Source organism: Polaromonas sp. LjRoot131, from assembly GCF_964252805.1.
Taxonomy (GTDB): Bacteria; Pseudomonadota; Gammaproteobacteria; order Burkholderiales; family Burkholderiaceae_C; genus Polaromonas.
The window spans coordinates 12,084-26,129 of sequence record NZ_CAXUPF020000003.1; the positions used below are offsets into that span (position 1 = coordinate 12,084).

General features: G+C 64.4%; 13 protein-coding genes. 9 read left to right on the forward strand and 4 right to left on the reverse strand.

Features of this window, described 5'->3' with window-relative positions; translation table 11 throughout:
- Window positions 1–58 precede the first annotated feature (58 nt).
- Genes ACSQ27_RS14770 through ACSQ27_RS14785 form a run of 4 tightly spaced genes read left to right on the forward strand, consistent with a single transcriptional unit; the run spans window position 59 to window position 4,129 of the window.
- A complete protein-coding gene (locus ACSQ27_RS14770) occupies window positions 59–925 on the forward strand; it encodes a decaprenyl-phosphate phosphoribosyltransferase (protein WP_436156258.1) in 867 nt (288 codons plus the stop codon).
- On the forward strand, window positions 922–1,884 hold the full coding sequence (locus ACSQ27_RS14775) for a lysylphosphatidylglycerol synthase transmembrane domain-containing protein (protein WP_436156259.1): 963 nt from the start codon (window positions 922–924) through the stop codon (window positions 1,882–1,884). Before ACSQ27_RS14770 ends, ACSQ27_RS14775 begins: the two co-directional genes overlap by 4 nt.
- Before the next feature lie 59 nt (window positions 1,885–1,943).
- Complete coding sequence (locus ACSQ27_RS14780) at window positions 1,944–3,482, forward strand: ArnT family glycosyltransferase (RefSeq protein WP_436156260.1); 1,539 nt, start codon at window positions 1,944–1,946, stop codon at window positions 3,480–3,482.
- Complete coding sequence (locus ACSQ27_RS14785) at window positions 3,470–4,129, forward strand: HAD family hydrolase (protein WP_436156261.1); 660 nt, start codon at window positions 3,470–3,472, stop codon at window positions 4,127–4,129. Before ACSQ27_RS14780 ends, ACSQ27_RS14785 begins: the two co-directional genes overlap by 13 nt.
- A gap of 673 nt (window positions 4,130–4,802) precedes the next feature.
- On the opposite strand, the gene ACSQ27_RS14790 is transcribed toward ACSQ27_RS14785, so the two are convergent.
- From ACSQ27_RS14790 to ACSQ27_RS14805, 4 genes are all read right to left on the reverse strand, one after another.
- Window positions 4,803–5,576: a hypothetical protein gene (locus ACSQ27_RS14790; protein ID WP_436156262.1), complete on the reverse strand. Its 774-nt coding sequence runs from the start codon at window positions 5,574–5,576 to the stop codon at window positions 4,803–4,805.
- Between the two features lie 57 nt (window positions 5,577–5,633).
- Window positions 5,634–6,293 (reverse strand): TetR/AcrR family transcriptional regulator, encoded by a 660-nt coding sequence (locus ACSQ27_RS14795; protein ID WP_436156263.1) that lies wholly within the window; start codon window positions 6,291–6,293, stop codon window positions 5,634–5,636.
- Between the two features lie 101 nt (window positions 6,294–6,394).
- The gene (locus ACSQ27_RS14800) at window positions 6,395–7,678 is read right to left on the reverse strand and encodes a patatin-like phospholipase family protein (RefSeq protein WP_436156264.1); all 1,284 of its coding nucleotides are present in this window, start codon (window positions 7,676–7,678) and stop codon (window positions 6,395–6,397) included.
- A gap of 129 nt (window positions 7,679–7,807) precedes the next feature.
- Window positions 7,808–8,317: a phasin family protein gene (locus ACSQ27_RS14805; RefSeq protein ID WP_436156265.1), complete on the reverse strand. Its 510-nt coding sequence runs from the start codon at window positions 8,315–8,317 to the stop codon at window positions 7,808–7,810.
- A gap of 213 nt (window positions 8,318–8,530) precedes the next feature.
- Here ACSQ27_RS14805 and ACSQ27_RS14810 point away from each other — a divergent pair, with 213 nt between their 5' ends.
- From ACSQ27_RS14810 to rfbC, 5 genes are all read left to right on the forward strand, one after another.
- A complete protein-coding gene (locus ACSQ27_RS14810; protein WP_436156266.1) occupies window positions 8,531–10,516 on the forward strand; it encodes an SDR family oxidoreductase in 1,986 nt (661 codons plus the stop codon).
- Window positions 10,517–10,623: 107 nt separating this feature from the next.
- Window positions 10,624–11,688, forward strand: coding sequence for a dTDP-glucose 4,6-dehydratase (gene rfbB, locus ACSQ27_RS14815; protein ID WP_436156267.1), 1,065 nt, complete (start codon window positions 10,624–10,626; stop codon window positions 11,686–11,688).
- 8 nt (window positions 11,689–11,696) lie between these two features.
- Window positions 11,697–12,590, forward strand: a complete 894-nt coding sequence (gene rfbD, locus ACSQ27_RS14820) for a dTDP-4-dehydrorhamnose reductase (RefSeq protein WP_436156268.1) — start codon at window positions 11,697–11,699, stop codon at window positions 12,588–12,590.
- A 10-nt stretch (window positions 12,591–12,600) separates the two neighbouring features.
- Window positions 12,601–13,488, forward strand: coding sequence for a glucose-1-phosphate thymidylyltransferase RfbA (gene rfbA, locus ACSQ27_RS14825; protein ID WP_436156269.1), 888 nt, complete (start codon window positions 12,601–12,603; stop codon window positions 13,486–13,488).
- Window positions 13,485–14,033: a dTDP-4-dehydrorhamnose 3,5-epimerase gene (gene rfbC / locus ACSQ27_RS14830; protein ID WP_436156270.1), complete on the forward strand. Its 549-nt coding sequence runs from the start codon at window positions 13,485–13,487 to the stop codon at window positions 14,031–14,033. Before rfbA ends, rfbC begins: the two co-directional genes overlap by 4 nt.
- Window positions 14,034–14,046: the final 13 nt, after the last annotated feature.

The following is a 14,046-nucleotide window of genomic DNA, read 5'->3' on the forward strand; positions in this document are numbered from 1 at the left end:
GACGGCCCGTCAGTTATGCTTGAAGCCCGCTTCCCCACGGGGTGTTTCCCCCTTCCCGATGACTTCTTCGTCCTCCTCACCGCTGGCCCTGGTCCGGCTCATGCGGCCGCACCAGTGGCTGAAAAACGTTTTTGTGTTCGCCGGCCTGGTGTTCAGCCAGAACTGGCAGGACACGGCGCTGGACTGGCGTGTCTTCCACGCCTTTGCCGCGTTCTGCTGCCTCTCCAGCATGGTCTACATCATCAACGACTGGCATGACCGCGCCAGCGATGCCCTGCACCCCACCAAACGCAAGCGGCCGCTGGCCAGCGGCGCGGTGGCGCTGCCCGTGGCCCTGGTGCTGGCCGGCCTGCTGCTGGTGGCGGGCCTGCTGCTGGCGGCCGGCAACCGCACGCTGCTGGTGCTGCTGGCGGCCTATGTGCTGCTCAACCTCGCGTATTCGTGGCGGCTCAAGCAGGTGCCGGTGGTCGACGTGTCCATCATCGCCTCGGGTTTCATGCTGCGCCTGCTGGCCGGCACGGTGGCGGTTGGCATCCCGCCCTCGCGCTGGCTGCTGCTGACCGGCATTTTTGTGGCCCTGTTCCTGGGTTTTTCCAAACGCAAGGCCGAGAGCTTTCATGAAGAAGCCAGCCGGCGCGCCGTGATGGCCCACTACCCGTCCGCCCTGCTGGACACCTTCATGGCCGTGACCATGACCGCCACGCTGACCACCTACAGCCTGTTCGCCACCAGCCCCGAAGCCCAGCTGCAGCACGGCGAACGCCTGCTCTACACCGTGCCGGTGGTGATTTTCGGCATGCTGCGCTACACCTACCAGGTGCACCGCGGCCACGGCGAAGACGTGGCGCGCGACATGCTGCGCGACCCCTGGATACTGGCGGCCGGCGCGCTGTGGCTGGCGATCTTCCTGAGCCGCCGTTTGTGAACCCTTCGCCCGCCCCAGCCGCATCCACCACCACCACGGCGGGCGGCTTGCCCTTCAAGCGCCTGCTGCTGGTGCTGGGCGTGGTGGCCACGGCCTACGCGGCCGCGTTGCTGGTCTGGGGCGACAGCCCCAGGGCCTCGCTGGCGCTGCTCTGGTCCTGGACCGGCGCACAGGCCGCGGGCCTGTGCCTGCTCAACTACCTGCTGCGCGGCCTGCGCTGGCGGCTCTGGATGGCGCACTACGGCCGCCATTTCGGCTGGCTGCAGGGCCTGCGCCTGTACCTGGCGGGCTATGCCTTCACACCCACGCCCGGCAACGTCGGCGAGGCGGCGCGCGGCCTGATGCTGGCGCGCCAGCCCCTGGGCGCCGGGCAAAGCCTGGCCATCTTCGGCGCCGAACGGCTGGCCGACCTGCTGTGCCTGCTGCTGCTGTGCCTGCCGGCGGCCGGCTGGGTGCTGCGGCATCCTGCGGTCCAGGCCGCATCGACCTTGTTGGGAGGGCTGCTGGCCGCCGCCGCACTGGTGCTGCTGGCCGTGCTGGGCCTGCTCTTCAAGCACCGGACCCGGGTCTTCGAGCGCCTGCCCTGGCTGCAGGAAGCCTGGCATTGCCTGGCGTTGCGTCCCTGGCTCTGGCTGGGGCTGACACTGACGGCCTGGGCGGCGCAGGGTGTCGCGGTCTGGCTGATCTGCCGCGGCATGGGTGTTGGGCTTGATCTGCTGACGGCCACGGGCTTTTACGCCGTCGCCATGGTGGCCGGCGCCTTGTCCGCGCTGCCGGCGGGCCTGGGCGGCACCGAAGCCGTGCTGACGGGCCTGCTGGTGGCCCACGGCGCCACGCCCGCCGCGGCGCTGGCCATTACCGTGCTGGCGCGGCTGCTGACGCTGTGGCTGGCCGTGGCCATCGGCGTGCTGGCCTTGCTTTATAGTGCGGCCATCCGCAAGGAAATCAGCTTCCGCTAGCCTGCTCCCGCCCTGCCCGCGGCGCGTTGCCGCCGGTGCCGTTCCCCATTTCAAGCTTCATGTCCCAGAACCCCAATTCCGCCGCCTTTCCCGTCATGCTGAGCCGCTGGCTGCTGGCCGCCGGCCTGCTTTCGCTCTTGCTGCGGTTCTGGATTGCCGTGACCTTCCCGGTCACCGGCGACGAAGCCTTTTTCTACTGGTGGGGCGTGTACCCCGACTGGGGTTATTCGGACCATCCGCCCATGGTGGGCTGGCTGATCGCCCTGATGCGCGCCACGCTGGGCGACAGCCTCTGGTCCATACGCCTGCCCATCGTGCTGCTGCCGCTGGCGCTGGGCGCGGCGCTGTGGTGGGCGCTCAAGCCGGTCGACAAGGTGCGCGCCGCCTGGGCCGTGCTGTTTTTCTGGCTGGCCCCGCTGAACTGGCTCAACACCCTGATCACCACCGACACGCCGCTGATCTTCTGGTCGGTGCTGTCGGTCGCCGCGCTGATGCGCGCCGAGCGCCGGCAGGCGCTGGACCGCGCCGCGTATGGCCTTTACGCCCTGTCGGGGCTTTTCCTGGGCTGCGCTTTTCTCTCGAAGTATTTTTCGGTGGTGCTGGGCTTCAGCTACCTCGTCTACTTCGTGCTGTACCGCCGCGAGCGGCTGGCCGGTTTTGCCCTGCTGGTGCTGTGCGCCTTGCCCGGCCCGGCGATCAACATCGCCTACAACATGTCGCATGGCTGGTCCAACATCATGTTCAATGTGTACAACCGCAATGAAGATGCCGCCTTTGAATGGCGCAAGCCGCTGACCTACATCGGCATGATGGTCTACCTGATCACGCCCGTCGCGGTGTGGATGGCGGTGCGCTACCGCCGGTCGCTGCTGGCGGCGGCGCGTTCGCAGCGCCTGCTGGCCTGCCTGGTGGTCGTGCCCCTGCTGTTCTTCGCGCTGCTGTCGGCCAAAAAAGTGATTGGCCTGCACTGGGTGCTGTCCTTTTACCCCTTCGGCTTCGCCTTTTTGGCCTTTGCCCTGCCGGCCGACAAGCTCAAGGCCTGCGCCAAGGGGCTGGCGGTGTTCGCCGGCTTGCATGTGCTGGTGGTCGCCGGGCTCTACATGACCACGCTGGACACCTGGCGCTCGACAAAGCTCTATCCGCAGATCATCCGCAGCTACAAGACCGCCGAGATGCTCAAGCAGGTCACGGCGCCCGGCGTGGTGCTGATGGGCGAGGCCTACACACCGGCCTCGATATTCGGTTTTGAACGGCGCCAGTACATGCCGGTGTTCGGCGTCGGCAAATTCCATGCGCGCCAGGACGACATGCTGGTCGATTTTTCGCTTTACCAGGGCAAGACGATCCGTGTCATCCTCGCCGACAAGCCGCGGCTGGCGGAGTTTGAGCCTTACTTCGCCTCGGTGCGCGTGCTCAGTTTCGAGCAGGACGGCGTGCCTTTTTATGCCGTCGAAGGTACGGGCTTCAACTACCCCGCCTATCGCGAAGGCGTGCTGGGCACGGTGTTCAAACGCTACTTCAACATCCCCACATGGCTGCCCATGACCGGCTGCCCCTTCTGTGAGCGTTACTGCGGCCAGGTGCGATGCCCGCGGTAAACGCTCCCGAGGCCGCCCCTGTCGTCGCCGCCTTCGACTTCGACGGCACGCTGACCCGTCGCGATACCTTCACGGTCTTCCTGGCGCGCGGCCTGGGCTGGCCGCGCTTTATCGGGGCCCTGCTGCGCTGTTCGCCCTGGCTGGCCGCTTATGCGCTGCGCCTGGTCCCCAACAACGTCGCCAAAGCCAAACTCATGCAGGCCACGCTGGCCGGCCGCAGCCTCGCCGAAATGCAGGACTGGACCGCACAGTGGCTGGCCAAAGATTTCCCCGGCCAGCTGCGCGAGGACGCGATGGCGCACCTGGCCCGGCACCGCGAGGCGGGACACTGCTGCGTGATGGTGAGCGCCTCGCCCGACATCTACCTGCAGCAGGTGGCGAAACAGTTGGGCTTTGACGCGCTGCTCTGCACCGAAATGGAAACCGTGGGCGAGGGGGAGGCCCGGCGACTCACGGGGCGGATGCGGACGCCCAATTGCCATGGGGAGCAGAAGGTTGTCAGGCTGCGGGCCTGGGCGGCTGGGTATTTCGGTTCTGCTGGGCTTGAGGGGGTGACGCTTTATGCCTATGGGGATACGTCAGGTGATAAGCCTATGTTGCGGTTGGCTCGGCATGCTTGGTATCGGGGAAAGCCTTGGATTGGGTGAGTGGCTCCCGTGCTCTCTGCTGAGGACGGCTGGCCGGGGGTTGCCCGGCGGCAAGTAACTTTCTTTTGCTTCGCCAAAAGAAAGTCACCAAAGAAAAGGCGACCCGCAGTCTGGGTCCCTACGCTTCGCTACGGGCAACCTGCGGTGCTCGACTACGGCGGGGTCTCGCTAAACTCGCTACGCTGCGCTTCGCTCAAACAACGCGATCCCTGATCCGCCTACGTCTGCGCTCCTCGGCCCAGCCAGGACGGGGCAATCGGGATCGGAAACGGGAACGGGAACAGAAGAAAAAATACCAAAGAACAACCAAGACAAACAAGGACTCGCCACAGCGAGTCCTTGTTTCTTCAGGTATTCGGTATTGGTATTCGGCCGTTTGGATTTCTTCTCCCCGCTCCCACCCCTTGTGGATGCGCCGAGGAGCGCAGGTTCAGGCGGATCAGGGATCGCGTTGTTTGAGCCGAAGGCGAGTTTAGCGAGACCCCGCCTGAACCGAGCACCGCAGGTTGCCCGTAGCGAAGCGGAGGGACGCAGCAACCAGGGTCGCCTTTTCTTTTGCTTACTTTTCTTTTGGCGAAGCAAAAGAAAAGTGAGTTGCCGCCGGGCAACCCCCGGCCAGCAGAACTAAGCAAGGAGAACAGGAGAGCGCGCAAAGACCGGCGCAAGACCCGGCTTAATCCTCCAACTCAGCCTTAGCCATCTCCACATCCAACCTCTCAGTCGCATCCAGCGGCTTGCTACCCGCAGCCTGCTCATAAAGCTTGGTGGCCTCTTTCATCTTCTTGTCGCCTTCAAGCATGACCATGCCGTTGGCGTACTCGATCATGCCGATGGCGGAGCCGGGGTGCAGTTTCAGGGCGTCCTTATAGAGCGACAAGCCTACGTCTTTCTTGGCACCATAGGTCATGCCGCCTATCAGCGAGCCGACCTTGTCGATCACCTCGGCGTGGAAAGCCGCCAGCGCGATGTGGGCGTCGGCGTGTTTGGGTGACAGCTTGATGGCCTGCTCGAGTGCGTTCTTGACCTTGGTGCCCAGGCCCTGGGCCAGGGCCTTGGCCACGCTGATGCCCTGGCTGTAGCGGCCCAGCGCATACGCCTGCCAGTACCAGGCGTTGGCGTTCTTCGGGTCGTCCTTTTGCTGGGCTTCGGCGCGGGCGGCGACTTCCATGAAGAGGTCGAGCTTGGCCTTTTCCTTGGTCTCCAGGTAGGTGGCGTACATGCTGGCGGCCTTGTTGGCCACGGTGATGCCGTCGCCGCCGGCCTTGAGGCCTGCGTCAAAGGCCTTCTGGAATTCACCGTTGTGGAACAGCACCCAGGCCTGCAGCACGTCCGCGTCCTTGGGCAGGGGCTCGCAGTCGCCTGTGTGCAGGCGGGCCCAGCTCTTTTTCAGGCTGGCGGCATCGAATGCGTAGTCGCCGGCATGGGGAAAAGCAGTCCATTTGGCCATGTGTCTTGTCTCCTGTAAAAATTGTTGGTGTTATCAATGAGGGCTGTTTGAAGGAACTCAAGCCGGTTGGCTGTAAGCGCCGACCAGGGCCTGCAGATGCGCGCGCTGGCTTTGCTCCAGGTAGGGGATCAGCAGGTTGAGCACGTGGTGCGCGCCGCGCAGCAGTGCGGCCTGGGCGTTGGCGGGTTCCAGCGCGTTGCGCGGGTCGCGCACGTATTCGAAGCTGAGCCAGTAGGTGAGCACCACCACCATGCTGGTGGCCGTGGCCTCGACCTCGCGCGAGTCAATCGTCACGGCGCCGGAGCGGCTCATGCCGTCGAGCAGGCCCTTGATGGCGCGGGTCTTGTTCTTGAGCACCCACTGAAAGTGGGTTTCCAGCCGGCGGTTCTTGCTCAGCAGGTCGTTGAGGTCGCGGTAGAGGAAGCGGTACTGCCAGATCAGCTCGAACAGCGTGTGCATGAAAAACCAGGCGTCTTCCACGTCGCGCACGCCGTCGCTGGCGTTGAGCAGCTCGCCCAGGGATTTTTCGTAGCGGTCGAACAGCGAGTTGATGAGCTCGTCTTTGGCGGGATAGTGGTAGTAGAGGTTGCCGGGGCTGATGTTGAGCTCGGCCGAGATCAAGGTGGTCGACACATTGGGCTCGCCAAAGCGGTTGAAGAGGTCCAGGGTGACCTCCAGGATCCGCTCTGCTGTACGGCGCGGCGCTTTTTTCGCCATAAGTTGTCTACCTCGTATTGTTTTTGAACTCTAACCCGGCGCTGGCCGGCGCGAAACTAGGGAAGTCCACCAAGCCTCAATATCCATGGAGAACCTTTGGGTTACGCCGGCACCCCCGCACGGGAAGCCGATTGCAGGGCATGGCTTAAATCCTCCATCACTTCCTCCAGCGAGGCGATGGCGCGCCCCACGCGGGTGGCGGCCGGCCTCGCGGCCACCAGGTGGCGCTTGGGGTCTTCCAGAACGTCCAGGTTCAAGCTCACGCCGTGCCGCGCGAGCTTGGCCGACAGCGTGGTCTTGCGTGAGCGCAGCATCTGCCGGGTCTGCTGGTAGGCGTGCTCGGCCAGTTCGCGGCGCTGCCGGTAGCTGAAGGTATTGGCCAGGAACAGCTCGGCATCGCGGTGGTCGGGCTCCAGCAGCACGATGTCGGTGTCGGGGTAGGCGTGCTCGTAGTGTTTCATGCCCAGTTCCAGCCGTGAATGGATCATGGAGCGGAAGGTCTGGCTCATCACGGCGGGCAGGCCGCCGCTGACGATGCGCGGGATGGCCTGCTTTTCGGGCGGCAGGCCGCGGCGCATGACGCGCTGGTCCATGGCCAGCCGGGGGGCGCGCGTGGAATTGAAGGGCACCAGCGGGTTCAGGCAGAACATCAGGTCTATGCCCTCGTCCATGGCCACGCCGGCGTGCATGGTCTTCTTGAGGGCGCCGTCCACGTAGTAGTGGCTGTCGATCTCCACCGGCGGGAACAGGCCCGGCAGGGCCGAACTGGCCTGGACGGCCTTGGAAATGGGCACGTGGTCCCAGCCGGGGCGGCCGAAGGGCGCGGCGTCGCCGCTGTCCAGGTTGGTCGCCACCAGCGTCAGGCGGGTGCGGAGCTGCCGGAAATCATTGGTGCGCCCAGGCTTGGAAAACAGCTTTTCGAGTTGCGTGTCGACTTTGTCGTTGGCAAAAATACCCGTGGGCAAGGCCGGCCCCAGCGCTTCCAGCGCATGGACAAAAGACTTGCGCCCAAAGGTGGCGCGCCACGCGGCCGAGGCAGCCAGGCCGGGCAGGGTGATGCCGCGCCGCAGGAATTCGCCATAAGCCGGCACCGTCAGCCAGGCCGGGTCGAACACCTCCGAGGCTTTGTCGCCGTTTTCGATGAAGGCGGCGCACAGTTCGCGCGGCGTCATGCCATTGGCCAGGCCCGCCGCGATAAAACCGCCGGCCGAGACGCCGACATAGTGATCCAGCTCGGTGAAGGAGAGTCCCTGCAGGGATTCGTCGAGTGCGCAGAGGGCGCCTATCTCGTAGATGGCTCCCAGGGGACCTCCGCCGGCAAGTGCCAAGGCGATGCGCGGCTGGCTTGTAGAGGGTTTGCTTTTTGAACGCTTGGCAGAGGTCATGGAAAGAAAGTGTAGACGGCGGCCCCGGAAATAATTGCTGCTTTGCAGCAAAACGGCGCAGGCGCAGAGGCGCACACAGGCGTAAAAAAAGGGACGGCATGTCCCTTTTTCTGGTGAAGCTCGAAATGCTTAAGCCGACTTGCGGGCGGCCGGGCGCTTGGCAGCCGTGGCCTTCTTGGCGGCGGGCTTTGCGGTGGTCTTGGTCGCCGTCTTGGCGGCCGCGGCCTTGCCGCTCATCTTTTGCACGTTGCGGTTCAGTTCGTCGATGCGCGCGATCAGTGCGTCCACGTCCTTGGCGGAAGGCACGCCGAGCTTGTTCAGGGCCTTGGCGACGCGGTCTTCAAAAATGCTTTCGAGTTTGTCCCACTGGTGGCCGGCTTTGGACTGGATGTCGGTGGCCATGGTGGCCATCTTGTTGGTGGCTTCGGAGATTTTCCCTTCGGCGACGGCCTGGGTCTTGCGCTGGAGGGACAGGCCTTCCTTGACCAGGGTTTCAAACACTTTGCCGCCTTCTTCCTGCGCCTTGGAGAAGGCGCCCAGGCCGGCCAGCCAGATTTGCTGTGCGGACTCTTTGACGGCGCCCGACAGCTGGGGACCGGATTTTTTGTCGGCGCTCATTTTTTGCAGTTTCTTGACCATGGTGGACTCCAGACAGTGAGGGTTGTGGATTGGCGCGGACAGTATGCCGCATAGACTGGAAAATATAAGCCTTCCCCGCGGCGCTGTTTAGGTGCCCCGCTCTATGGAAAAGCACGCCCCGCGCCGCTGAGCGCGGGTTTCTGCTGAATAGAGAGTCATGCGGTTTAAGCAAGAATCAGTTTTTGATCGACAGTTCAGCGGAGAAAACACAACATGCATTATTTCGTCACAGGGGCCACAGGCTTCATCGGCAAACGCCTGGTCAAAAAACTTCTGGAACGAAAAGGCACGACCGTTCATTTCCTGATCCGCAAGGAAAGCGCCGGCAAAGTGGCGGCACTGAGGGAATACTGGGGCGTCAGCGCCGCACGGGCTGTCGCCATCCACGGCGACCTGACGAGCAAAAAACTGGGCGTCAGCAGCGAGGACATCAAGAAGCTCAAGGGCCAGGTTGGGCATTTTTACCATCTGGCCGCCGTCTACGACCTGGGCGCCGACGAGGAAAGCCAGATCGCCGTCAACATCGAGGGCACGCGCAGCGCGGTGGAGTTCGCCAAGGCCATCGATGCCGGGCACTTCCACCACGTGAGCTCCATTGCCGCGGCCGGCCTCTATGAAGGCGTGTTCCGCGAAGACATGTTCGAGGAGGCCGAGAACTACGAGCACCCGTATTTCATGACCAAGCACGAGAGCGAAAAAATCGTGCGCAAGGAATGCAAGGTGCCCTGGACCGTGTTCCGCCCGGCCATGGTGGTCGGCGACAGCACCACCGGCGAGATGGACAAGATCGACGGCCCCTACTATTTCTTCAAGCTGATCCAGCGCATGCGCCAGCTGCTGCCGCCGTGGATGCCGGCCGTGGGCCTGGAAGGCGGGCGCATCAACATCGTCCCCGTCGACTTCGTGGTCGACGCACTGGACCACATCAGCCACAAGACCGGCATCGCCAAGAAATGCTTCCATCTGGTGGACCCGGTGGGCTACCGCGTCGGCGACGTGCTGGACATCTTCAGCCGCGCGGCCCATGCGCCCAAGATGAACCTGTTCATCAACGCCGCCTTGCTGGGCTTCATCCCGCGCGGCGTCAAGAAGAGCCTGATGGCGCTGGCGCCGGTGCGGCGCGTGCGCAACGCGGTGCTGGCCGACCTGGGCCTGCCCGAGGACATGCTGACCTTCGTCAACTACCCGACCCGTTTCGACTGCCGCGAGACCATGGCCGCGCTCAAGGGCGCCGGCATTGAATGCCCCAACCTCAAGGATTACGCCTGGCGCCTGTGGGATTATTGGGAGCGCCACCTGGATCCCGACCTGCACATCGACCGCTCGCTCAAGGGCACCGTGGGCGGCAAGGTGGTGCTGGTCACCGGCGGCTCTTCCGGCATAGGCCTGGCCGCGGCGCACAAGTTCGCCGAAGCCGGCGCGGTCACCATCATCTGCGGGCGCGACCAGGACAAGCTCGACGAGGCCTGCAAGGAAGCTAAGGCCAAGGGCTACCAGTTCGTGGCTTACCCGGCCGACATCGCCGACATGGCCGACTGCGACCGTTTCCTCAAGCTGCTGATCGCCAAGCACGGCGGCGTCGATTTCCTGATCAACAACGCCGGCCGCTCCATACGCCGCGCCATCGAGGCCAGCTACGACCGCTTTCACGACTATGAGCGCACCATGCAGCTCAACTACTTCGGCTGCCTGCGCGTGACCATGGGGCTGCTGCCCGGCATGGCGGCCAAGCGCAAGGGCCATGTGGTCAACATCAGCTCCATCGGCGTGCTGACCAACGCGCCGCGCTTTTCGGCCTATGTGGCCTCCAAGGCCGCGCTGGACGCCTGGACGCGCTGCGCGTCGAGCGAGTTCGCCGACGTCGGCATCAGCTTCACCACCATCAACATGCCGCTGGTGCGCACGCCCATGATCGCGCCGACCAACCTCTATAACAACGTGCCGACGCTGTCCCCCGAAGAGGCCGCCGACATGATCGCGCAGGCCTGCATCTTCAAGCCGGTGCGCGTTGCCACGCGCCTGGGCATCACCGGCCAGCTGATGCATGCGCTGGTGCCGCGCATCGCGCAGATCGCCATGAACACCAGCTTCCGCATGTTCCCCGACTCCTCGGCCGCCAAGGGCGAGAAGGCCGCCAAGCCGCAGCTGTCCGCCGAGGCCGTGGCCATGCAGCAGATGATGCGCGGAATCCACTTCTAGCCAGGGGCAGGGGCGGTCGCCGGCCGGCTTTCCCGGCCTTCCAGCTACGGGGCCAGGGGCATAATGTGAGCCGGCGCCGCACTGCGGCGGCGCATGGAAGGTGACTCATGATTTTGGTTACGGGAGGGGCCGGGTTTATCGGCGCCAATTTTGTCCTTGACTGGTTGGCCGGCAGCGACGAGCCGATCGTCAACCTGGACAAGCTCACTTACGCTGGCAACATGGAAACCCTGGCGCCCCTCAAGGGCGATCCACGGCATATATTTGTCAAAGGCGACATCGGTGACAGCGCCCAGGTCGCGAACCTGCTAGCCACGCACAAGCCGCGCGCCATCGTCCATTTCGCGGCTGAGTCGCACGTGGATCGGTCCATCTCGGACCCCGAAGCCTTCATCCAGACCAACATCGTCGGCACCTTTCGCTTGCTGGAGGCCGCGCGCCAATACTGGTCAGGCCTGCCGGCCGGCGAGAAGGCCGCGTTCCGTTTCCTGCAAGTCTCCACCGATGAGGTTTACGGTTCGCTCAAGCCCGCCGACCCAGCCTTCAGCGAGACCAACCGCTACGAGCCGAACAGCCCTTATTCGGCCAGCAAGGCGGCCAGCGACCACCTGACCCGGGCCTATCACCACACCTACGGCCTGCCGGTGCTCACCACCAATTGCTCCAACAATTACGGCCCCTACCATTTCCCGGAAAAACTGATCCCGCTGATGATCGTCAACGCCCTGGCCGGCAAGCCCTTGCCGGTCTATGGTGACGGCCAGCAGGTGCGCGACTGGTTGTACGTCAAGGACCACTGCAGCGGCATTCGCCGTGTGCTTGAAGCCGGCAAACCCGGCGAGACCTACAACATCGGCGGCAATAACGAGAAGCCCAACATCGACATCGTCCATGCGGTGTGCGCCCTGCTCGACGAGCTGCGCCCGCGCGCCAAGGGCAGCTACCGCGAACAGGTGAGCTTCATCAAGGACAGGCCGGGCCATGACCGCCGCTATGCGATCGATGCCGCCAAGATGACGCGGGAACTGGGATGGAAGCCCGCCGAAACCTTTGAAACCGGCATCCGCAAGACCGTGCAGTGGTACCTGGACAACCCCGAATGGGTCACGCATGTGCAGAGCGGCGCCTACCGTGACTGGGTCGATGCCCAGTACGCGACGGCCGCGGCCTGAGCGCGCGCATGAAGATACTGCTTTTCGGCAAGAACGGGCAGGTGGGCTGGGAGCTGCAGCGCAGCCTGGCGCCGCTCGGCGAGCTGGTCGCACTGGATCGCCACAGCAATGACTTCTGCGGCGACCTTGCCAATCTCGACGGCATCCGCGAGACGGTGCAAAAAGTCCGGCCCCAGGTCATCGTCAATGCCGCCGCCTATACCGCCGTCGACAAGGCCGAAAGCGATGCCGCCACCGCGCATACCGTCAATGCCGAAGCGCCGGGCGTGCTGGCGCAAGCCGCGGATGCCGCAGGCGCATGGCTGGTCCATTATTCGACGGACTATGTGTTCGACGGCAGCGGCAGCAAGCCCTGGGAAGAGACCGACCCGACCGGCCCGCTCAGCGTCTACGGCCGCACCAAACTCGAGGGCGAGCAGCGCATCGCCGCCCTGTGTGCCCGGCACCTGATCCTGCGCACCAGCTGGGTTTATGCGGCCCGGGGCGGCAACTTCGCCAAGACCATGCTGCGCCTGGCCGCCGAGCGCGACCGCCTGACGGTCGTCAGCGACCAGTTCGGCGCACCCACGGGGGCCGACCTGCTGGCCGACGTCACGGCCCACATGCTGCGCAGCGCGCTTGCGGGAGCGGCAGGCTTTGCCGGGATCTACCACGTGGCGGCCGCGGGCGAGACTTCATGGCACGGCTATGCGCGTTTTGTTCTCGACTGCGCCGCCAAAAGCGGCAGGGCGCTCAAGGCCTCGGCGGATACGGTGGACCCTGTCGCCACATCGGCCTTCCCGACACCGGCGCAACGCCCGCATAATTCGCGCTTGAACACCGCCAAACTTCGCGGCGCTTTCGGCCTGCAGCTTCCCGCATGGCAGCAGGGCGTGGCCCGCATGCTGGCAGAAATTACCTGATCGCTCACACATGACTCAACGCAAAGGCATCATCCTGGCCGGCGGCTCCGGCACCCGCCTGCATCCGGCCACCTTGGCCATCAGCAAGCAGCTGCTGCCGGTGTATGACAAGCCCATGGTGTATTACCCGCTGAGCACGCTCATGATCGCCGGAATCCGCGAGGTGCTGATCATCAGCACGCCGCAGGATACGCCGCGCTTCGAGCAGCTCCTGGGGGATGGATCGCAGTGGGGCATGAGGCTTCAATACGCCGTGCAGCCCAGCCCCGACGGGCTGGCCCAGGCCTTCATCATCGGGGAGAAATTCCTGAACGGTGCGCCCAGCGCATTGGTACTCGGGGACAACATTTTTTACGGCCACGACCTGCACAGGTTGCTCAGTGAGGCGGACGCCGAAGCGTCGGGCGCGACGGTGTTTGCCTATCACGTGAAGGACCCGGAGCGTTACGGCGTCGTGGCGTTTGATGAGACCGGCCGGGCTCGCAGCATTGAGGAAAAGCCGGCCGCGCCCAAAAGCAATTACGCCGTCACGGGCCTGTATTTTTATGATGCCCAGGTGGTCGAGATCGCCAAGTCCATCAAGCCAAGCGCTCGCGGCGAGCTTGAAATCACCACGGTCAACCAGCGCTACCTGGAGCAGGACCAGCTGAAGGTGCAGATCATGCAGCGCGGCTATGCCTGGCTGGATACCGGCACCCACGACAGCCTGCTGGATGCCAGCCAGTTCATTGCGACACTGGAGCACCGCCAGGGGCTCAAGATCGCCTGCCCGGAGGAAATCTCCTGGCGCAACGGCTTCATTGACGACGCCCAGTTGCAGAAACTCGCCGAGCCGCTCGCCAAAAGCGGCTACGGCCAGTACCTGCAAAACCTTTTGAAGGAGGGCGGCCGGCCATGAAAGTCACCCCCACGCCGATCGCGGACGTGTTCATCCTCGAACCCCGGGTTTTCGGTGACTCGCGAGGCTTCTTCCTGGAAAGTTTCAACCAGCGCGCGTTCAATGCTGCGACCGGTACGGATTTCAATTTCGTCCAGGACAACCACAGCCGGTCGGCCAAAAACGTGCTGCGCGGCCTGCATTACCAGCTGGGCCAGCCGCAGGGCAAGCTGGTGCGCGTCGTGCGGGGTGCCGTCTTTGACGTGGCGGTGGACATCCGCCCGGCGTCGCCGACCTTCGGCCAATGGTTCGGCCTGGAGCTCAGCGAGGAAAATCACCGCCAGCTGTGGGTGCCGCCCGGCTTGGCGCATGGCTTCCTGGTGCTCAGCGACAGCGCGGAATTTTTGTACAAAACCACCGACTACTACGCGCCCGAGCAGGAGCGCTGCATCGTCTGGAACGACCCCACGCTGGGGATCGCCTGGCCCCTGGAGGGCGGCACGCCCCTGCTTTCAGGCAAGGATGCCGCGGGCCTGAGCTTTAAAGAGGCGGTGCCCGCGCCCTAGAACCCGCGGGTTC